This is a genomic window from Chitinophaga polysaccharea (genome assembly GCF_007829335.1).
GTDB classification, from domain to species: Bacteria; Bacteroidota; Bacteroidia; order Chitinophagales; family Chitinophagaceae; genus Chitinophaga; species Chitinophaga polysaccharea_B.
Genome location: NZ_VIWO01000006.1, coordinates 72,704 through 92,195, shown reverse-complemented (window position 1 = coordinate 92,195; position 19,492 = coordinate 72,704). Strand labels below are relative to the sequence as shown.

Here is a 19,492-nt window from a genome sequence, read left to right as displayed (position 1 = left end):
ATTGCTAAAAAAATATCTTAAAGGCGCACAAAAATAACATTTTGCAATTGTTTTCTAACTGTTATCTGATGAAATAACCTAAATTTTTAATTTCCATCAAACAAAGTAGCTAAAAATTTTAAAAAATATTATGCATGTCAAAAAAAAATAATAGGAGGTGGATCTTTATGAGCGTGAGTTTAATAGCCGGACAGGCAATGGCACAACAACCAGCCATCATTTACCCGGAAACAAAAAAAGTAGATACGGTAGATGATTATCACGGTACAAAAATAGCCGATCCGTACCGCTGGCTGGAAAATGACCATAGCGAAGAAACTAAAGCATGGGTAGCAGCAGAGAACAAAGTTACGCAAGACTATCTCTCCAACATCCCTTTTAGGGATAATATTAAAAAACGCCTGGAGGCACTCTGGAACTATCCGAAGACCGGCGCCCCCGTTAAACACGGTAAATATTATTACTATTATAAAAATGATGGGTTGCAGAACCAGGCGGTACTCTATCGTTCCGCCACCCTCGGAGGTACCCCGGAAGTATTTCTGGACCCCAATAAACTGTCTGTCGCTGGTACCACCGCCCTGGGCGCCATGTCTTTTTCAAAAGATGGCAAGTATGCGGCCTACCTGTTGTCAAAAGCCGGTTCCGACTGGCAGGAAGGTTTTGTGATGGATGTGGAAACCAAACAGTTACTATCGGATAAGCTGGACTGGGTAAAATTCAGTTCCCTCGACTGGCGGGGGAATGGCTTCTATTACAGCCGCTATGACGCGCCCACCGAAACCAGCAAACTTTCTGGCAAGAATGAATTCCACAAGGTATATTATCACCAGCTGGGCGACCCGCAGGAAAAGGATGCCTTAATATATGTGGATAAAGCGCATCCGCTGCGCAATGCTGGTGTATCTGTTACGGAAGATGAACGCTTCCTGATCCTGTCGACCTCAGAAGGCACCTCTGGCCGGGAGCTCTGGTACCGCGATCTGCAAAACCCGGCGCAAACTGATTTTGCCCTGTTGATAAAAGGATTTGATTATGAACCCGACGTTATTGATAACGACGGTGGCAAATTACTGGTGCGTACCAACCATGATGCGCCTAACTACAAGGTGGTGCTGATTGATCCCCTACATCCCGGACAGGCCAACTGGAAAGTGATCGTACCGGAAAAGAAGGAAGCGCTGGAAGGCGTAGGTACCGCCAACGGCAAAATGTTCCTGTCTTACCTGAAAGACGCTGCTGCCAGGGTATACCAATATGACTATAAAGGGAAATATGAGCATGAGGTAAAGCTGCCCGGCATCGGTACTGCCAGCGGATTTGGCGGAAAGAAGGAAGATAAGGAATTGTTCTATACCTATACCTCCTTTGTAACACCGCCGGCAGTATATAAATATGATATCGCCAGTGGCGCCTCCACTTTATATAGTAAACCGGATGTGAAGTTTACGCCTGCTGACTACGAAACCAAACAGGTATTTTTCAAAAGTGCGGACGGTACCAGTGTACCTATGTTCCTTTCTTATAAGAAAGGCATACAGCTCAACGGCAACAACCCGGTGCTGATTTATGGTTATGGCGGTTTTAACATCCCGATGACGCCCAGCTTTGGCGTATCCAATCTCTATTTCATGGAGCAGGGAGGTATATATGCGGTAGTAGCGCTGAGAGGCGGCAGCGAATATGGAGAAGCCTGGCATAAAGCGGGCATGCTCGACAAGAAGCAAAATGTGTTCAACGACTTTATCGGTGCGGCTGAATACCTGGTACAGGCTAAATATACCAATAGCTCGAAGATCGCTATCCGTGGCGGTTCTAACGGTGGTTTGCTGATAGGTGCCTGTATGACCCAGCGTCCGGATTTGTTTAAGGTGGCTTTGCCGGCAGTAGGCGTAATGGATATGCTGCGTTTCCAGAAATTCACCATTGGCTGGGCCTGGGCGGTAGAATATGGTAGCAGCGACCATGCTGACCAGTTCCCTTACCTCTTGAAATATTCACCGCTGCACAACCTGAAGCCGGGAACATCGTATCCAGCTACATTGGTTACCACGGCAGATCACGACGACCGGGTGGTGCCTGCACACTCCTTTAAGTTTGCAGCTACTCTGCAGGCTGCCAATGCAGGGCCCAACCCAACGCTCATCCGTATTGAAACACAGGCAGGACATGGGGCGGGTAAACCTACCTCTAAACTGATCGATGAAGCCACGGACGTATGGGCCTTCACGATGTTTAATCTGGGCATGCAACCGAAGTAGCAGAAAGCATAAAGCTTTAAGCTTTATGCTTTCTGCTTTTTTCCTTATCTTTAAAAATACCCTAAACGAACATGAAGGTACTTATAACTGGAAGTAACGGATTATTGGGACAGCATTTGATCCCACTTTTTCTGCAAGATGGAAAATATGACGTGATAGCAACCGGCAGGGGCCCGAATCGTTTTCCTTTGCGGGATAAATACACCTATGAGGCGGTGAATCTCCGGGATGCCGGCAGCGTAAAACAGCTGGTGGAAAAGCATCAGCCGGATATTATTATTCATGGCGGTGCTATGTCGCAGGTAGACGACTGTGAAAAAAACAAAGACGCCTGCTGGGATACCAATGTAGGCGCTACCCGTTACCTGGTACATGCAGCAGAAAACTGTAATGCCTTCTTCCTGTTTTTATCTACCGATTTTGTGTTCGATGGTTTACAAGGTCCCTATGGAGAAGATGCTGCGGTAAATCCGATTAACTATTATGGCACCAGTAAAGTGGCGGCGGAGCGTTTGGTGGTAAACAGCAAGCTGCAATGGGCGATTGTACGTACGGTGCTGGTATACGGCGTGGTAGCCGATCCGCATCGCAATAATATGATTACGTGGGTGAAAAATAATTTACAGCAGGGTAAGAAAGTGAAGGTCGTAGATGACCAGTGGCGTACGCCAACGTTGTGTCATGACCTGGCGAAAGGTTGTTTGCTGATTGCCAATAAGAAAGCCACCGGTATCTTCAACATCTCCGGAAATGAAATTTTGACTCCTTATGATATGGCCATAAAAACGGCCGAATTCTTTAAGCTGGACACCTCCCTCGTGGAAAAGATCAGTGCCAAAACGCTGGCCCAGCCGGCTGCCCGCCCAACAAAAACGGGATTACTCATCGATAAGGCGGAAAAAGAGCTGGGATACCAGCCCCGTACTTTCGCAGAGGGGCTGGAAATTGTGGCCGGTGAAATAAAATCTTGATTATGGGAATTCCAGGTAGGCCCTGTTAAACGTTTCCTTTACTTTATTGAGTTGCTGCGTAGTATCGGCTGCGACAGAATGTAATGGCAACGCCAGTTTGAACATGCCATCTTTTTTATAGATCACCAACTCCAGCTTTCTCCAGGTGCGCTGCCGTTTCTGGTTAGATACGGCGTTGCTGCTGTCCTTGTATTTATCTATCACTGCATAATAGGTGATTTCCTTGCTGGCATTGGCCACAGAATCTGCTATGGCCTGTTGGGCTGAATCTACTGCAGGGGCTACCGGTTGCTTGAGGGTAACAGTATCTGTATTGGTAGAAGGAGCCGAAGACGATACCGCCGGAGATATACCCGAAACGTACCACCATACTGCTACGCCTATGATGATGGCAGCAGCGGGAATAGCGGCCCACCACCATTTAAATCCACTTTCTTCCGTTAATGCTTCCAGCGTTTCCTCCACTTCCGGGGTCATGATTGGTTCTGTAACAGATACGGGTGGCGCAGGGGTGGGTGTTGGCGGCGGAGCTGGTTTACTATCCGGGCGTGACAATGGCGCTATATCAAGCGTATCGCGGGATACTGGCAATTCTTCCGCATGGAAATGAATATTGCCGGCAAAGTCGCCCTGGAGCTGCCCTATCCCCGGCAGTACCAGCGGAGTGCCTGGCTGGAGGCTGGCTTTCAGCTCTTCCAGGTATTTTTCAAGCTTGCGCTGTGCCACAGCAGGAACCAGGTTTTCTTTCAGGGCAATCCATTCCAGGCAGGAGCCGTCGTCTTGCCATTGTTGCGTAAACATTACCTGTTCGCGGGGAGGCGTTAATGTTTGTGTATTGGTATTATAATGTGCCGGAAAATGTTGTACGGAAAAGGTACCCAGATGGGGGACTACGCAAACCCGTTGCTTAAACAGCACTTCGTGTATGTATTGCTGAAGGATCATTATATGGTGCTTCGCTTTTGGCCGGTAGCCACCGGTATGCCCGGCAGTCTTTGGCTGTTAAGAATCATTGGTGTATTGGGCTATTCACTTAAACAAAAATGCAGCGAAGTATACGTCCGCTGCATTTTGGTTTAGCTAAAAGCCAACGGCTGATAGCTAAGTTAAAACTTTATTAGCACCCCACCCACAATATTGAAACCATAAGTTGGATAGAGGTAGTAACGTTGATAATGTGAGTTGAAGATATTATTGGCATTCACCCACAGGCCAAAGTTTTTACTGATGTCATAAGAGGCGCCGGCATTGAGATCCCAGGCTCCCTTGGTTTTACCGAAATCTTTGTTGGGGAGCTGGTAATAGCTGCCGCTCAGCGCAAACAGGTCTGCATTCAGGTGTAATTTTTTAGCGAGGGTGTATTGTACATACAAGTCGCCCTGGAATGCAGGCAGGTGCCAGGGTTGTACTTCTGTTTCCTGCTTGTTATAGTTATACCAGTCGAAGCTCACCCTTGCCTGGAATTTCTCTTCTTCGATGTACCCGATTTCGCCATGCAGTTGAAAAGCGCGCAACATCGTTTCGTTGCGGGTAGTGAATTTTTTGGTATCGGCGCTATCGTTTACAAACAGCGGCAGGTTGTACCAGGTAACGGAAGCGAATTTGGTGTTATAGTTGAAATGGCTGCCCAGCGTACCTTTGATACCGGTATATTTTTCTTCTATGCGGGTATTCAGCATTTCTCCCGGTAATCCGGCCAGGAACGGATTTTTGTTGGCCAGGTTACGGTAAGAATTCTTTTCGAAGTAAGAGATCCATCCACTGCTCAGGATCAGCTTTTTGCGGATCAGGTGCGACTCGTTCACGATGTCGGGCAACAGGTAGAACTTGCTGTCAGACCAGGTAGGATTTACGCCGGCATGGAGTACGAAGCCCGGCTTGATGATGTCTACCGCAGGGTGGATGGCTGCAATGTTGTTGTTGATAGCGCGATTGTTATCTTCCTTGTAAGTCGACAAGTCGAATACGCCTTCTACGCCAACATAGATATCTTCAAACACCTGTTTTTTCACCGGCACTTTCAGCAGGAACGTATTTTCGGTGCGCTTATAGGAGTCGTTAAACAGGATAAACTTCACCGTAGGTTGAAAGGTAAAGGCCCAATCGTTCTGTGGGCGGTTTTGCATGCCTACAGCAGCGGTTACCTGGTTGAACGTTTGCTCTATATCTTTCTTTTTATAGTTGGCCGTATCGTGGCCGTAACCATAATAGTGTACGGTATTACGGTCGTACCCGATGCTTCCGTCGAAGCGGAGTTTGGGCGCCAGGTAAGTACCGGCAGCCAGCACATTGAGGTTACTGTAATCCTGGTCGGGGATCTCTTTACCTTTGGAGCCGGTATAGTTTACATACAGTCCGTAGTTGTAGAGATTTTGCCTGCCGCTTCCGAATCCTGCCTGCACGTAAGGCGTTTTATAGTTGCCGTAGCCCAGTTTCACAAAGTTATTCTGGAGATAGGAGAGCGAATCTTTGCCCAACGCCAGTGGTTTCAGGGGCATGGCCTGGTACATGAAATTCAGGTTCAGTGCCGGTATCTGGTATTTCAGCGAAGGCCTGCTGGTATCAATGCCTGGCAGGGAAGCCGTGAGATTGAGTTTATAGGCATCGCGCAGTTTAGGCTGGTTAGTGGAAATGATATCGATCGTTTCCTGCTTCAGCGGCTCCTGGGCGAAGACCTGTTGCGATGACAACAGTCCGGTTAATCCCAGCGTGGTGATGATGAAAGTACGTTTACTATATGTTGTTGGAATGTTCATGCTTTGTTGCGCTTAAATGTTATTTCTTCGGTTTCTTACCCGCTGCTTTTTCTTCTGCTTCTACTTTAGCCAGCTTATCTTTTGCTTCCTGTTTCAGTTCAGGAATGGTGCTGTTGGTAACAATACTCTGGTAAGTGGCTTTAGCGTTGAAAAAGTCTTGCTGACGGGCATATACATCACCCAGCAGGATATATGATTTAGCCACCCAGTATTCGTAGGAAGGCGTATTTTTAATCACATCAAAACCGGCTTTCTCAGCGGCATCCAGTTCATTTTGTTGGAGGTAGCAATCGGCGATACTATAGCGAGCTTCCGCGCCAGTTTCGGACTTGGTCATGTTGGCTACCGTTTTAAATTCGGTGATAGCAGCAGCATAGTCTTTTGCCTGTTGTACCGCTTTACCGCGATAGAAGTGGGCAATGATCTGGTCGTCTGTACTGATATTGGCGGCAGCCAGCAACATTTCAGCATAGTTGGATACTTCGTCCCAGCGTTTCAGCTGGTAGTTGCTGCGGAGTAATCCCCTGGTGGCAGCGAGGCTGTTTTCTTTGCTGGTGGCCAGGTCCTGCAGTTGCAGGTAGTAGTTCCGCGCCTTATCATAATTTTTAACCTGGTAGAAGTTGATATTGGCGGCCTGGAGTGCAGATCTTTCTGCATACAGGCTGTTGTTGCGCGATAATACAAATTCGTAGGCAGGCAGTGCCGCCGTATAGTCTTTATTGTTATAGGCACATTCTGCTTTATAGAAGTAAGCCGGTAAAATAAACTGTCCGTTAGGATACTTCTGGATATAGCTGTTGAAACCTGTTGTAGCGCCTGTACAGTCGTTGGCCGTAAATCTGGCTTCCGCTGCTGCGTAGGAGATGGAATCTTCTGCGGAGGCGGTAACTGTTCTGCCATTGGCTTTCAGGAAGGCTACGTAGTCGTCTGTTTTGCCCTGGCTTACATAGATAGATTTGATGCTTTGCAGCGCTTCATTTGCTTCCGGCGATCCCGGGAATTTTTCCACTACCTGGCGGTAGTAAGACATTGCTTTGCTGTCGTTGTCTTTATTGTAATAGCTTAATCCCAGCTTCAGCAGCGCCCTGGGAGCGTTAGGTCCGTTGGGTTGTTTCTGCAATACATTTTCCAGGAAAGGAATGGCTTCTGTATATTTTTCCTGGGAGAGATAGGTATTGGCTATTTCGATATCTGTTTCGTTATTAAAGCCGGAGCTGGGGAACTTGTTGCCCAGTTGTTTCAGCAGTGCCAGTTTCTCGCTTTGTTTACCCTGCAGGCCGAGGATCACGGCTTTCTGATAAGTGGCATAGTCGGCGCCGGGTTCATTATTGCTGATGATCCGGTCGTACAGCGAGAGTGCCTTAGGGAATTGGCGGAGCATGTAGTAGCAATCGGCGCTGCGGAGGGCGGCGTCGGTAGCGATGCGTGCTGCATTAGGGCCGCTGCTTTTCTGGGCTGATTCAAAGTAAGGCAGTGCTTCCGTGTATTTATTTTGTTTCAGGAGGCTGTAACCGAGGTTGTAGCTGGCTGTTTGCGCATTGGCTTCGCCGGATACGGGCGCCGTGGTGCTCAGATAGGCATTCAGGTTAGTGATGGCCGGTTCTGTTTTATTTTGGCGGAGGGCAATTTCTGCTTTCCAGAAGTGCGCCAGTTGTTTGATTTGCGGATCATAAGGCTGGCTGATGGCAATGTCCAGCAGGCGGTCGGCTTCTGCCAGTTGCTGATCGTTGATCAGCTGGGTGGCGCGGCCATAGGCTACTTTCTGGTAAGCTTTCAGCACTGTAGGGTTTTTATCTGGAATCATCTCAATGGTAGCTAAACCGTCTTTGTAGTTGTTGCTGTTCATGAACAGGTTCACGAGTATTTCCCTGGCTTCTTTGTTGTAAGCCGATTGCGGGTATGTTTTAACGAACTGCGTGAGTTCATTAAGGGCTGCATCGGGGTATCCCAGTTCGTAGGACAATTTGCCGTAGTTAAAGCGGGAAATTTCCTGTTGTGCAGCATTGGAGCTATTATTGGCGCAGAAGGCAAAGGCATTGCGGGCATTTGCTTTCTGACCGGTGCGAAGGTAGCAGTCGCCCAGCAGGTACATGGAATTCTGTCCCAGCGAGTCTTTGGAGCTGCTCAGTTGTTTGAAGCCACTGATCGCTTTTGTCAGGTTATTGGTTTGATAGTAAGCGTAAGACAATTGGTAGATGTCTTCATTTCTTACTTCGTCTGCATTATCCTGGAAGTCTTGCAGGTAGGGGAGTGCTTTTTTGTACTCCTTTTTTTCGAAGTAGGCTTTACCCAGCAGTTGTTTCAGTTCCGCGTCGTAGTATTGTCCGCCTTTTTGCAGCAGTGGTTCTGTATAGGCAATCAGCTGGTCTGTTTTGCCCTGGAAGTAGTAGATTTCAGCAATATAGTAAGGTACTACGTTGCTGTATTTAGGTTCGTTCACTACTTTCTGGAAGCTGCTGAGCGCTTCACTGTACTGGTGTTTATAGTAACAGATGAAGCCATAGTAATAGTTGGCAGGAAGACTGTATTTGCCCGGTACTTCTTTGATGGAAGCAAACAGGGGCTGGGCTTTATTGAAATCTTTCAGGTTGAAATAGCAATAGGCCAGTTCGAATTTGGCTTCTGCTATTTCTGCGTTGGAGAGATTTTCGATATTGGCTTTTTCGTAGAGGGGAATGGCCTCTTTGAGTTTATTCTGGCGGAAGTAGTATTTAGCCAGCTGGTAGCTGACCAGTTGTTCGCGGGCGTTGTTGTTGGCTAATTTCAAGAATTCAAGTGCCTGTTTTTCTGCATTGTCCTGTTGCAGTTTCAGGGTGCAGATGGTATAATAGTAGAAGGCATCTGTTTTAACCAGGTCACGGTTGGTTTCGTGAAAGTAGTCGATGTTATCGATCGTTTGCTTGAAAAGCTGCATGGACACGGCATATTTCTCTTGTTGGAAATATTGCTGTGCGTCCTTGAATACTTTTTCCGGGTCTGTATATATGCGTGTTTGCTGTGCCTGTGCAGCAGGCATCCCCGCCAAACCCGCACCGGCAAAAGCCAGGATAGACAAGTACAGATGTCCGGGAATAAAAACTTTTCTTATAAATTGCATGCTATAGCTGTTATGTCTTGAATATGCGTTTAAAACGATTCTTCTGGTAAAATATTTCCCACAGGTTTCCTTTGCGAGCCAAATATAAAAGTTATATCCTTTCTTTTCCCATCGGGTTTCCAACAATGTGGATAACTCCGGAAGCGGGGCAAAGTGTATTCATTTATCTTGCGAAAAATAAATTACAGGCACAAAAACCTTACCTACTATGAGAAAACTGCTCTCAACTGGCTACACCAATGGCGCCGTTAGTTTTTCCATGTTGGTGCTCCGGGTGCTTTCCGGGGGACTGATTTTACTGCATGGATGGCCCAAGCTGATCAATTTTACTGCCAAAATGAATTCATTTCCGGATCCATTGGGGGTTGGGCATAAATATTCACTGGCCATGACGGTGTTTGCAGAGGTGTTTTGTGCAGTGTTATTGATAATGGGATTGTTGACCAGACTGGCCACCATACCGCTGATTATCTGTATGAGCGTGATTATTTTTATGATTCATGCCAAAGATTCCGTCTCTGAAAAAGAATTGCCTATTATTTTTCTGGGAGCCTTCGTAACATTGCTGTTTACTGGTCCCGGCAAGTTTTCGCTGGATGGGGCGATTGGTAAATAAAATTTTCAAGTAAACGTTTGGGTATAAAATAGTAAGGAACCATGTTTAGCAGTATTACAACGATCAGGGTACGTTATGGAGAAACCGACCAGATGGGATATCTTTATTACGGTAACTATGGCCTGTATTATGAAGTAGGGAGGGCAGAAGCCATCCGGGAGCTGGGATTCACCTACCGTGAGCTGGAGGAGCAGGGTGTGATTATGCCTGTGGCGGAGTTGAATGTAAAATACCTGCGTCCGGCGCTTTATGACGACCTTATAACGGTGAAGACTACACTCCGGGAAATGCCCAAGAGTTCTAAGATACAGTTTCATAGCGAGTTGTATAATGAGCGGAATGAATTGTTGAATGTAGGTGTGACCACCCTGGTATTTATCGATATGAAAACCAAGCAGAAGGCCGGTTTACCGGAGGAGTTGAAGAAGCGATTAACACCATTCTTTAAAGAAACCAGTCACTAGTATCATGGATAAGATCACCACGAGTATCATTACCATTGGCGATGAGTTGCTGATAGGACAAACAATTGATACCAATTCGGCCTGGATAGCGCAGCAGTTGAATGCCATAGGGATATGGGTACACCGGCGTGTAGCTATTGGGGATGTCCGGGAGGATATACTGGACGCGATGGCCCGCGAGGCGGCGGTATCAGATATTGTATTAATTACCGGTGGGTTGGGGCCTACCGCCGATGATATTACCAAGCCTACTTTGTGCGAGTATTTCAACACGCACCTGGTACAGGATAAAGGCGCCCTGGAAAATGTGCTGCATATTTTTGAAAGCCGGGGATTACCTCTGCTGCAGCGTAATTTAGACCAGAGTATGGTACCGGCATCGTGCACGGTAATCCAGAACAGGCGTGGTACTGCACCGGGGATGTGGTTTGAGAAAGAGGGAAGGATCTATGTGTCGATGCCCGGTGTGCCGCATGAAATGCAGGGGATCATGGAGCACGATATATTGCCGATGCTGGGAGATCATTTTAAGACGCCGGCAGTGGTACATCAAACGCTGATCACTTCCGGGATGGGTGAATCTTTCATCGCGGAGCGGCTGGTGGCCTTTGAAGTGAAGTTGCCGCCACATGTGAAGCTGGCTTACCTGCCCAGCTACAGCCTGTTGAAGTTGCGATTAACCGCTTTCGGCCTGGATAAAGTATCCGTAGCGGCGGAAGCGAGTACCTTATTTCATGAATTAAAAGCATTGCTGGCAGACATTACCGTGGCTGACCAGGATATTACGATAGGCGAGGTATTGGGGCAGCTGTTGAAAGACAGGGGGCAGTCGGTGGGTACGGCAGAAAGTTGCACCGGCGGGTTGATCGCCCATTGGATAACGTCGGTACCGGGCAGCTCCGCTTATTTTAAGGGTAGTGCAGTGGTGTATGCCAACGAAATGAAAGTGAAGCTGTTGGGGGTAAAACCAGCCACCTTACAGGCACAGGGAGCGGTGAGTGAAGCAGTGGTAAGGGAAATGGTGACCGGTGCATTAACATTGCTGCAAACGGATTATGCCATTGCCGTATCGGGCATTATGGGCCCCGATGGCGGCACGCCGGAGAAGCCGGTGGGTACCGTTTGGATAGCCGTTGCGGCGGCCGATGGCCGGATGGTAACAGTAAAGCATCAGCTGAGATACGACCGGGAGCGGAACACCCAAATGACGGCGGTTTACGCACTGAATGAGTTGCGCAAACTCATTCTGCAAAAGGGATAATGCCCTGATTTGAATTGGTACAATTCCCTTATTTTTGTTGCGCACTAAAGCAGTAGTGTTTCAGATCTGCTACCATGGCTAATTATGGAATGGGTGTAAAATTTTATGTCTTTTTTTATGTCAAATATACATTATTGATAATATATCTACCCAATTTAAATATCACTTATTTATGGGTTCCCGTAATTAAAAGTCTGCTGATTACCTGAATTTGCCTATTAAAATTCGCAAATGACGATACTCTTAGTAGACCAGGACGTTTTTTACATCACAACGATAAGTAAATTACTAAATCTTGCAGGGATAAAAACAATATCTGTTAGTAACGGGCATGGCGCTTGGGATAAGTTTGAAACCTTTCAGTATCGGATAAACCTTGTTATTACAGATCTGCCGTTGCTTGGTATAAATGGTATAAGATTGACTAAATTAATAAGGGGCGTCGATTCAGATCTGCCGATTATCGTAGTGTCAAGCATGGGTTTAGCGCGGGAAGAAGCATTTGCTGCTGGCGCTACAGCGTTTTTAGAAAAACCTTTTTTGTTCGACACTCTGTTGGAGGAGATAAACAAATACAGGCCGGAGCAGGGGCCTGACACCGGATGATTTTTATATATAATATGACAATGGGGAAAGGGGCCGGGTGTCTACCTGGCCCCTTTTGCTATCTTTCAAGCCCATATTTGTGGTTTATAAGAAAATTGTTTTTGCCTGGCTGTACATGGATCTAAACCCCTTTATATCCTCTGTATTTGGCTCTGCGTTCTTATCGCCGGCAGCCCAGCACTTTTTATAGGCCCTGGCGAATTGGTTAATATCCGGTACCGGCATATGAATATCCAGTTTATCCATATCTACCTGGCCGCCGACAAATAAGCCTCGGTGTTGTAGGCGATCCAGTAGCATGGTGAGACTATCAACCAGGTTATTGAAAGCCAAAAAGAGGCGGGTTTTGCCCGTACCATTTTCAATCTTACTAACCACGCCAGCAATCAGGTTGTCGTATTTATCTGGCCATTGGCCGGCGTCGGCCTGCAGTCCGAAAAAATTAAAGTTGATCCCAGACTGGCCATTGCCGCTTTCCTTTCTAAAAACCATATAGCCGGCACGCTTCACCTCCAGCGGGAAGCTTATTTTTTTAATAGCCTGTATCACTACGGACATTTCCACCTGAGTGCGCTGGTACGGTAACATTGGTTTTTTGGGATACGCATTTTTCATTTTCTTATCATTTTATATATTCCCAATATCAGACTCAGGATAACCACCAGAGCGATAATAATCTGCACACCGGCGGACGGTCGCCATACCCTTTTTGCGGTGCTTTTATCCTGTACCTGCACTGTTGTGGCTATATCCTTCCGTTCCTCAGTTTTGCCGGCCTCTATTATGTGCGTGGTCTTATTAATAGGCGCGGATACTGTTCTTGGCTTGACCGTCGCTCGGGTGGATATCTTATTGCCGATTGTTTTGCCAGTGGAATCTTTTATCGGCGTAGTGGTTGTAGTTATGGTCATGCCGTCTGACTCCGACTCCGCGGCACCGGCGTCCCCAGCTGGCACATAACCGGTTGCAGTGATGCTATCGCCCGGCACATTCAGCTGGTCTGAACCGGTTTCGGTAACCGTTGTTTCCTTCGTATAACCGGAGTTTATGGTACTATTATCTGTCTGTTGGGTTGTTGCCTGGTGTGAGTTAATAGATTTCCTCACCGCCGTGCAGCTGCATATCGATATGTAGGCCAGAATAATCAAATATGGTTTCATTTTTTGTGTTTTTTATACCAGATGTAAAGGTCTTTTCCGAGAAGACCAGTAAACCCTCCAACAATCCCCAGTACGCCAGTTATGGCGACCTTGAATGCGATGTCCACGAACATGGTTTGAATATCCAATACATGCCACATACCGAACATTGCGAGAAGATCCCCACTGGCGAATGCTACTATCCGTTCCTTCATAGATTAATTTTTGCCCCAGGTAGGTGGTTCCACAGTTACGCCGAACATCTTGGAGATGCCCAGGGATACAAAATCAAATGCCTTTAGGTAGATGCCGACACGAACTTTTAAGTCATCCGGGATTGCCGGATCACTGGCTACCACAAAGGTAGCAGCGGTAGTAAGTGTTAGTACGACATAGAAGGCTATATTAGCCCAGGCCGGTGTCTTTGTTGTCAGTTGGCTTACGCCAAATTTTGTGTCTGCCATTTTGTTAAAGATTTGTATTTGCTAAAGCGTGTTTTGAAAACACGGAGTTTACCTCAAATTGAATATCGTTATCCGATGATTGAGCAGATATCATCGGATTTGACACAACAGAAAACATGATCTGATCCAGCCAGTAGCTATTCATTGGTTCACGGATAACAAACCGGCAGAATGGCCATTTAGGCGCTGCTTCTGCGGATGTATCTGCGAGAATATCGTTTGCGGCCTTTACGCAGGCCATTCGCACTTTGGTACGAAGTATATCGTTCTGTGTTAATTCGTAGCTCATTTGAAAGTCCATGGGTTAAATTTTAAAATGGGTTTGAGGATTAGTTTATTTTCGTCCAGTTTGTTGCGCTTACACCCTGTAGTTGGTAAGATGCGCCAGCGGCAACTGTAATAGTAGAGCCACTACCATCTACGGTAGATCCGCCTGTCATGGCGATTGAGATAGTCCCGGCGCTGGCATTCTTAATTATAATCAACCTGCCTACCGCAGTAGGAACAGGCAGCGTATAGGTTATGGATGCCGTAGCAGTATAACATGTATAATCGGTAGCAGCCACGGTATAGTTAGCCGTTTGCGTAGTGATATTATGTACTACGGCTCCCTTTAAGCTAACCGTATTGTTGTTAGCGACTTCCAGAAGTGATGTGCCGGATAAATTTTCAAATCTGGCTGTATTACCCACGGTAGCTGAAGCCCCTCTGACATGCAACATCGCAGAGGTAGTAGTAACGCTTATTCCCACAGTTCCATCCTGCCTTATTGTAAGACGTTGCACTGCGTTAAAATCGCTTGCTGATTTAGTATAAAATCCGATAGACCCAGAAGAAGTACTATTATCTACAAAATCGCTTTCAGCCCTAAAAATCATACGCGCTACTTGCCTACCGCTGGAAGGTCTTCCAATCGATGCGGAATTATTGTATACCATTCCACCCGCAGCTAAATGCCCCAATATCTGCCCGCTCCTCACATAGCCATATGAATTGCTTGTATCTGTAAGGTTAACGATGTTACTATTGCTCCTGTTAAAAATTATCGTTGCGATCGAATCTAATGCTGCATCATTATTATTGTTATAGGTTAAAAATGCTGCAATTTGATTAGTAATAGAATTGCTGGTAGCGAATATTTTAGTGTCCGAAGATAAGGTCAATGGATAACCGGCTTTTAAAGTGTTCACATATCCATCGCCTGAAATTCGAAAATTCTTTGCTTCCTGGACGGCGGTTTGATTTAATATTCCGGTATTGGTTATTACGCCAGAAGCAAGAGAGATACCGGCGCCAGCGGAAAACAACCCCCTAACCTTGATATGAAAATTGGCAATATCACCTGAGTCAATCACGACGGACCCAGACCTACCAGCAACAGTAAGTACACCGTTGTTGGTAATTGTCCAGGTGCGGTTTGCTGCTAAGCTCTGTGTACCGCCTGTAACAGATATCCCAGAACCGGCAGTTAATGTAAGAGTGCGCCCCAATGGGACATACCTAGCGTCTGCTTCCGTAGTTGTTATTTTGCTTAACAAAGAATCCGTCAGCCATTTAACATTTGCTTGCTGTAGCCCGTCCCATGCCCCCAAATAACGCAATTGAAGTAGCCCGGCATTAAACCGGATCGCACCATCTTCTATCAGCGATGGGTCTACCAGTATTTTTGGAAGTATAAGGACCGAATCTGACTTATGACCATATGCCTGGGTGTACTGATAGTTCTTTCGCCATCCCCCAGTTTGGGCATATGTCGATAGTGATATGAAAAACAACAAAATTAAAATGGTATAACGCATCTGTCTAATGGTTTTGGATCATTTATAGTAATTCCCAGGATAACCCCTGCAGCTAAATCACCATCATGCTCTGTGAAAAAATCAACGGAGGCATTCCCGTCCGTCTGAAAATCGAAATCTGGGTTATCACGGAGATAAGCCAAAGTGTCTAAGGCGATCAGTAGTTGGTCGCTCCATACCTCCAGCTCATTTTTCTTATCACCATACAGTAAATCAGCGAAAATCAGCTGTAGGTTATAATTCATCTGTTTGCCATCATACCGAGAGGGCGCGATAATGACCCACATCAATGGGTATGACTGGTCTTTACTGGCCCCCAACTCTGATATATATCCAGTACCGAAATCATTTATTTGCAGATGATCTCCGGCGTACTTTCTTAGTAGGTCTATTAGGTTGTTGAGTGTCATTTCGACCGGTTTTAACCAGGTAATTCAGTAATTTCTTTTCGTTTTTCTTATATGCCATATCAGTATGGTTTTCGGTAGTTATTCCCCTGGTACTTTTCCTCAGCACTGCGACTATCAACTATATGGTTGCCGAGATATATACCACAGTCATACTGCGTCGTATCAGGATGCACTGTATCTGAAGTGCTGCCGGGGTTAATGTATTCTGGGTAATCTGTATTGTGCGCACATAGGTACTCAATGGCACGCTGGGCGTAAAACTTCGCCTTCACCAGGCAATCATCTTTCATCGATTGTACTTCCTGAAATGTTGAAGTCTGCATATATTCACCGTTTCGCAGCATTACCCCTTTATTCAGGAGCTTGTACTGTAGTACCATTGGCATGTTTGCCAATACATACCATACCAGGACATCCGTTAAATAATCATCTAACAGCGTTTTGTATACTCCTACTGGTACCGGCGCGGTAGAAACGAGTTCCTGTAGTTTATTATATAGCCCGGTTCCCAGCAAAGGCAAAATATACATGTCCTGAACCGCTTTAACGGTCGGTAACAAATGCTTAGGGTCAACATTGTCAGAAAGGAATGAGGTATCCTTTAGCTTTTGTTCTGATATGAAAAGAATGTTTTTACTCATGATTACTTCTCCTTTACTACGACATTAGAAACCCATGAATGCCGGCAGAATGGCTGATTCTTTCCCGTTGTGGGATTATGATACCATCCCCCTCTGCGAGCCCACACAGAGTACCCCAGGCGCTCAGATATGGCCTCTATATCTTTACGGCTATACAATCTATCCAGTTCAAGCATTTTTGCGCAGAATGGCCTATTACGGCTATCCTGTGGCCCCTCATAGGAGTACATTACCTGGATTGACTTGGTTGTAGGCGTCTTCTCCTTAAGCAGTTTTTTTGCTTCCTTAACTGGCTTCCGATCAATTACCATTTGATCTCTTACATTTTTCTCTGAAACCTTTATTAGACCTGCATCAACAAGCGCTGAGATAGCTTTTTTGATTATACCAGTTTCAGTATTTAGTGTTTTGGCGATCAATTCAGGGCTGATAAGGGAATCTTTAATAAGAAGGTCAAGCACATCGGCTTGTATCTTGGTTATATCAGGTTCCTGATCGTCGAAATGATGGGCTTCATCCTCATCACAAGTAAACATTACCTTTTTGGACTTGACAATTTTGAAGGCTCGGCGCTCTTGCCCGAACTCTGCAAATACTGCTACGTCAAATTCATCTTCCTCATCAGTAAATTTGGCAGGCTCTTTAACATTTGGATTTGGTTGCGGCAATGTCCCTGGTGCTGCCGGGGATAGCCCAACCATAGCGCGCAGTTCGTCGCTTGTTAGATTCTCCAATACCTTATTGGCGACCAGTGGGGATAGGCTATTAATAGCATTAATCATTTCCTGAGCCTGGGATGTCTCCTGCTTCTGCTCTGGCGCTAGGCCCATTTTCTCGCGAATCTCGTCCTTGGACATATTCTGAGCCTGGGTAGCTTCCGAGAATTCAAATGATATGGGCTCTGTTCTCTGGATAGATAGTGGCGCCTGGACGCCTGCATATCCAGCTAACATATTAAATACATTTTCCAGCCATTGCTGTCTACCGTTTACATATGTGTTCTGGAATATTTCATAGGCATCTCGCATTTCAGACCTTCCGCCCAGCTGGCCTTCCGTTTTTACACCGAAAAGCATTGGCGATGTAACCCGATGCCCGGTAAATATTTCCTGTTGGGTGGTTTTATTTAGCTGATCAAACAACTTGTCAGACTCAGATACATTTAAATCTGCTACGGTAGCCGCTTTTGTTGAATCAGCATTGAACGAAAGCATATATTTTCGCCCACGTACGCCGCTAAATTTTGAGTCGAATAGCCGTTCTATTGCCTTCTGCTCTTCAGGTTGTGGTTTTCCGTTGTTAAAATTGACAAGCTTATTGACAAAGAAGCCCGATTTGACATTATTCAGATGGTAATTCCCTATCTCAATATCAACCTCTATCCAGGTAATACTACCCCGATAGGTTGGCAATGTATATATATCAATGCCTGGGTGGTATTTTTTGATATAGAGTATCTGTGTACCCTTCGGTTTGTCAGGATTGAAGGCAGGATATGAAGTGTATTTAGGATTGTTGTTTGTTTTATATGTGCCATCTGGGTTGTACTTTATCCATTCATCAGAAACAAAGAACATGGAATTATCTTTGTTACTCCGAACAGTTGTATAGTCAACATGAAATATATCCGCAATTGCCCCCAGCTTGTTCCAGGTGACTTGCAGATAGGCGCCATTAAAGATTTCGAAATCAATATCTACTTTCCCGGTTATTTCATTGAGGCTTTCACCTTCCTTGTTAACACGCTCAATAAATGCTTCTGCTTTTTCTGAATCTTGCGGGGTTATTGCCTCCTGCTCAAAGGCCCACCCGTTACCACACACATAATCAACTTTCCCATTGATAATAGCACTATGCTTAGCGGAATTATTGTATAGATATAGCAGGTAATCTGGATAATCGTTCTTTTCTCCATAAAAAACATACTCCTTCCCCTTCTTTTCCAAAAATACCGGCTGTGCTGCATCTTCAAAATGCAGTGTTAGTAAACCATCGCCTATACTTACGCTATTCATTCTCCGTATGTTTTGTATTCTGTTGGGGTATCTTGGTACTGTACCGGCACCAACTTTTCGCCTACCAGCTTCATTTTCCCAATCTCCAGAAGATTGCCTGCCTGATCTGTAATCCGATATGTATAGAAGCCGTTATCCTGGTCCGCAAATAATGCTGTATCTACCTGGAATTTGTTGTATCTATTCGGAAAAGGACTTGTATCAATCGCTGGAGATACAGTTACACCAGACTTGGTAAGATCATTTGTGAAGGAGATACTATATACAGTAGGGTTAAGGCTCTCTTTTTCGCTGGCCGTTACAATTATCTGCGTTATATCACCTCTGGTTATTAGTATCATCAACTGTATATATCAGAAATCGACGTTCTGTTTATAAAAAAATAGCCCGATGATGTCATCAGGCTATTTTTATGGTTATTCATGGTTAGGTTATGCTGCCGGGAGTAGTAAAGCGGCTATAAGAGTTGACTGTACCTCAACAGCCATTTGAGGTTCTTGCCCGGTAAATACACGAGTATATCCATTGCGATCACCTGATGCAGTACCTGTGCCACCTTCCCCGCCGGTTAGGTCTAATGCATTCTTTTTGCCAAGAAGCCAATAGGTTCCATTCTTATCTTTTATAATAAAGATTAACCTATTTTGGGCCAGTAGCAGCAATTCATTACGGACGTTTGTCCTCATCTTATTAAAGACAATTGTTACTTCCTGCTGGTAGAATATGGTCCCATTTTGAACGTTTGCAGTAGGTACATCCGTAAAAAATGCAGTATCTTTAGGCATTGAATACTTGCGGAACTGTTTACCAGTCGCTAAAACAATTGCGGATATAACGCCGGCTGTTTCAGTAATGGACTCCACATTGTCAAATTCGATAGCCATCACCTCGCTGACACCGCCAATACTATCCTTACAGTCCTGGGTTAATGATTGTGTTAACTCACAAGGCATTGTAGTAAAATTTAATGGTAGAAAAGAAGGACCGGTTGT

At 45.7% G+C, this 19,492-nt stretch carries 20 protein-coding genes; 6 read left to right on the top strand and 14 right to left on the bottom strand.

Annotation, left to right across the window (positions count from 1 at the left end; all coding sequences use genetic code 11):
- Positions 1-167: 167 nt before the first annotated feature.
- Positions 168-2,261, top strand: coding sequence for a prolyl oligopeptidase family serine peptidase (locus tag FHW36_RS19700; protein WP_246121194.1), 2,094 nt, complete (start codon positions 168-170; stop codon positions 2,259-2,261).
- A gap of 71 nt (positions 2,262-2,332) precedes the next feature.
- Entirely contained in the window at positions 2,333-3,232 is a 900-nt protein-coding gene (locus FHW36_RS19695; protein ID WP_145671306.1) for an SDR family oxidoreductase, read from the top strand.
- On the opposite strand, the gene FHW36_RS19690 is transcribed toward FHW36_RS19695, so the two are convergent.
- The 3 genes from FHW36_RS19690 to FHW36_RS19680 all read right to left on the bottom strand — a co-directional run bounded on the left by FHW36_RS19690 (position 3,233) and on the right by FHW36_RS19680 (position 9,085).
- Positions 3,233-4,177 carry an HU domain-containing protein gene (locus FHW36_RS19690; protein ID WP_145671305.1) on the bottom strand — a complete coding sequence of 315 codons (945 nt, stop codon included), beginning with the start codon at positions 4,175-4,177 and terminating at the stop codon, positions 3,233-3,235.
- A gap of 161 nt (positions 4,178-4,338) precedes the next feature.
- A complete protein-coding gene (locus FHW36_RS19685; protein ID WP_145671304.1) occupies positions 4,339-5,988 on the bottom strand; it encodes a TonB-dependent receptor in 1,650 nt (549 codons plus the stop codon).
- A gap of 19 nt (positions 5,989-6,007) precedes the next feature.
- Entirely contained in the window at positions 6,008-9,085 is a 3,078-nt protein-coding gene (locus FHW36_RS19680; protein ID WP_145671303.1) for a tetratricopeptide repeat protein, read from the bottom strand.
- Positions 9,086-9,293: 208 nt separating this feature from the next.
- On the opposite strand from FHW36_RS19680, the gene FHW36_RS19675 reads away from it, so the two are divergent.
- From FHW36_RS19675 to FHW36_RS19660, 4 genes are all read left to right on the top strand, one after another.
- Positions 9,294-9,701 (top strand): DoxX family protein, encoded by a 408-nt coding sequence (locus FHW36_RS19675; protein WP_145671302.1) that lies wholly within the window; start codon positions 9,294-9,296, stop codon positions 9,699-9,701.
- Between the two features lie 41 nt (positions 9,702-9,742).
- Complete coding sequence (locus FHW36_RS19670) at positions 9,743-10,165, top strand: acyl-CoA thioesterase (RefSeq protein ID WP_145671301.1); 423 nt, start codon at positions 9,743-9,745, stop codon at positions 10,163-10,165.
- Between the two features lie 4 nt (positions 10,166-10,169).
- Positions 10,170-11,426, top strand: coding sequence for a CinA family nicotinamide mononucleotide deamidase-related protein (locus tag FHW36_RS19665; RefSeq protein WP_145671300.1), 1,257 nt, complete (start codon positions 10,170-10,172; stop codon positions 11,424-11,426).
- 231 nt (positions 11,427-11,657) lie between these two features.
- Positions 11,658-12,032, top strand: coding sequence for a response regulator (locus tag FHW36_RS19660; protein WP_145671299.1), 375 nt, complete (start codon positions 11,658-11,660; stop codon positions 12,030-12,032).
- Positions 12,033-12,116: 84 nt separating this feature from the next.
- On the opposite strand, the gene FHW36_RS19655 is transcribed toward FHW36_RS19660, so the two are convergent.
- From FHW36_RS19655 to FHW36_RS19605, 11 genes are all read right to left on the bottom strand, one after another.
- A complete protein-coding gene (locus tag FHW36_RS19655) occupies positions 12,117-12,647 on the bottom strand; it encodes a hypothetical protein (protein ID WP_145671298.1) in 531 nt (176 codons plus the stop codon).
- Entirely contained in the window at positions 12,644-13,192 is a 549-nt protein-coding gene (locus FHW36_RS19650; RefSeq protein WP_145671297.1) for a hypothetical protein, read from the bottom strand. Before FHW36_RS19650 ends, FHW36_RS19655 begins: the two co-directional genes overlap by 4 nt.
- The gene (locus tag FHW36_RS19645; RefSeq protein WP_145671296.1) at positions 13,189-13,386 is read right to left on the bottom strand and encodes a hypothetical protein; all 198 of its coding nucleotides are present in this window, start codon (positions 13,384-13,386) and stop codon (positions 13,189-13,191) included. Before FHW36_RS19645 ends, FHW36_RS19650 begins: the two co-directional genes overlap by 4 nt.
- Before the next feature lie 3 nt (positions 13,387-13,389).
- The gene (locus tag FHW36_RS19640) at positions 13,390-13,635 is read right to left on the bottom strand and encodes a hypothetical protein (RefSeq protein WP_145671295.1); all 246 of its coding nucleotides are present in this window, start codon (positions 13,633-13,635) and stop codon (positions 13,390-13,392) included.
- A 4-nt stretch (positions 13,636-13,639) separates the two neighbouring features.
- A complete protein-coding gene (locus tag FHW36_RS19635; protein ID WP_145671294.1) occupies positions 13,640-13,936 on the bottom strand; it encodes a hypothetical protein in 297 nt (98 codons plus the stop codon).
- 28 nt (positions 13,937-13,964) lie between these two features.
- On the bottom strand, positions 13,965-15,434 hold the full coding sequence (locus FHW36_RS19630) for an autotransporter outer membrane beta-barrel domain-containing protein (RefSeq protein WP_145671293.1): 1,470 nt from the start codon (positions 15,432-15,434) through the stop codon (positions 13,965-13,967).
- A complete protein-coding gene (locus tag FHW36_RS19625) occupies positions 15,416-15,844 on the bottom strand; it encodes a hypothetical protein (protein WP_145671292.1) in 429 nt (142 codons plus the stop codon). The genes FHW36_RS19630 and FHW36_RS19625 overlap by 19 nt, the downstream gene beginning before the upstream one ends.
- Before the next feature lie 59 nt (positions 15,845-15,903).
- Complete coding sequence (locus FHW36_RS19620; protein ID WP_145671291.1) at positions 15,904-16,374, bottom strand: DUF6712 family protein; 471 nt, start codon at positions 16,372-16,374, stop codon at positions 15,904-15,906.
- A gap of 113 nt (positions 16,375-16,487) precedes the next feature.
- The gene (locus FHW36_RS19615; protein WP_145671290.1) at positions 16,488-18,500 is read right to left on the bottom strand and encodes a hypothetical protein; all 2,013 of its coding nucleotides are present in this window, start codon (positions 18,498-18,500) and stop codon (positions 16,488-16,490) included.
- Positions 18,497-18,841, bottom strand: a complete 345-nt coding sequence (locus FHW36_RS19610; protein WP_145671289.1) for a hypothetical protein — start codon at positions 18,839-18,841, stop codon at positions 18,497-18,499. Before FHW36_RS19610 ends, FHW36_RS19615 begins: the two co-directional genes overlap by 4 nt.
- 90 nt (positions 18,842-18,931) lie before the next feature.
- Positions 18,932-19,453 (bottom strand): hypothetical protein, encoded by a 522-nt coding sequence (locus tag FHW36_RS19605; protein WP_145671288.1) that lies wholly within the window; start codon positions 19,451-19,453, stop codon positions 18,932-18,934.
- Positions 19,454-19,492 lie beyond the last annotated feature (39 nt).

Excerpts from the sequence above, each read along its gene's own strand:
- FHW36_RS19675 (WP_145671302.1), top strand. The coding sequence starts at position 9,294 with ATGAGAAAACTGCTCTCAACTGGCTACACCAATGGCGCCGTTAGTTTT.
- FHW36_RS19670 (WP_145671301.1), top strand. The coding sequence starts at position 9,743 with ATGTTTAGCAGTATTACAACGATCAGGGTACGTTATGGAGAAACCGAC.
- FHW36_RS19640 (WP_145671295.1), bottom strand. The coding sequence starts at position 13,635 with ATGGCAGACACAAAATTTGGCGTAAGCCAACTGACAACAAAGACACCG.
- FHW36_RS19680 (WP_145671303.1), bottom strand. The coding sequence starts at position 9,085 with ATGCAATTTATAAGAAAAGTTTTTATTCCCGGACATCTGTACTTGTCT.
- FHW36_RS19630 (WP_145671293.1), bottom strand. The coding sequence starts at position 15,434 with ATGCGTTATACCATTTTAATTTTGTTGTTTTTCATATCACTATCGACA.
- FHW36_RS19605 (WP_145671288.1), bottom strand. The coding sequence starts at position 19,453 with ATGCCTTGTGAGTTAACACAATCATTAACCCAGGACTGTAAGGATAGT.
- FHW36_RS19645 (WP_145671296.1), bottom strand. The coding sequence starts at position 13,386 with ATGAAGGAACGGATAGTAGCATTCGCCAGTGGGGATCTTCTCGCAATG.
- FHW36_RS19610 (WP_145671289.1), bottom strand. The coding sequence starts at position 18,841 with ATGATACTAATAACCAGAGGTGATATAACGCAGATAATTGTAACGGCC.
- FHW36_RS19620 (WP_145671291.1), bottom strand. The coding sequence starts at position 16,374 with ATGTATATTTTGCCTTTGCTGGGAACCGGGCTATATAATAAACTACAG.
- FHW36_RS19635 (WP_145671294.1), bottom strand. The coding sequence starts at position 13,936 with ATGGACTTTCAAATGAGCTACGAATTAACACAGAACGATATACTTCGT.
- FHW36_RS19690 (WP_145671305.1), bottom strand. The coding sequence starts at position 4,177 with ATGATCCTTCAGCAATACATACACGAAGTGCTGTTTAAGCAACGGGTT.
- FHW36_RS19700 (WP_246121194.1), top strand. The coding sequence starts at position 168 with ATGAGCGTGAGTTTAATAGCCGGACAGGCAATGGCACAACAACCAGCC.
- FHW36_RS19650 (WP_145671297.1), bottom strand. The coding sequence starts at position 13,192 with ATGAAACCATATTTGATTATTCTGGCCTACATATCGATATGCAGCTGC.
- FHW36_RS19625 (WP_145671292.1), bottom strand. The coding sequence starts at position 15,844 with ATGACACTCAACAACCTAATAGACCTACTAAGAAAGTACGCCGGAGAT.
- FHW36_RS19660 (WP_145671299.1), top strand. The coding sequence starts at position 11,658 with ATGACGATACTCTTAGTAGACCAGGACGTTTTTTACATCACAACGATA.
- FHW36_RS19665 (WP_145671300.1), top strand. The coding sequence starts at position 10,170 with ATGGATAAGATCACCACGAGTATCATTACCATTGGCGATGAGTTGCTG.
- FHW36_RS19695 (WP_145671306.1), top strand. The coding sequence starts at position 2,333 with ATGAAGGTACTTATAACTGGAAGTAACGGATTATTGGGACAGCATTTG.
- FHW36_RS19615 (WP_145671290.1), bottom strand. The coding sequence starts at position 18,500 with ATGAATAGCGTAAGTATAGGCGATGGTTTACTAACACTGCATTTTGAA.
- FHW36_RS19685 (WP_145671304.1), bottom strand. The coding sequence starts at position 5,988 with ATGAACATTCCAACAACATATAGTAAACGTACTTTCATCATCACCACG.
- FHW36_RS19655 (WP_145671298.1), bottom strand. The coding sequence starts at position 12,647 with ATGAAAAATGCGTATCCCAAAAAACCAATGTTACCGTACCAGCGCACT.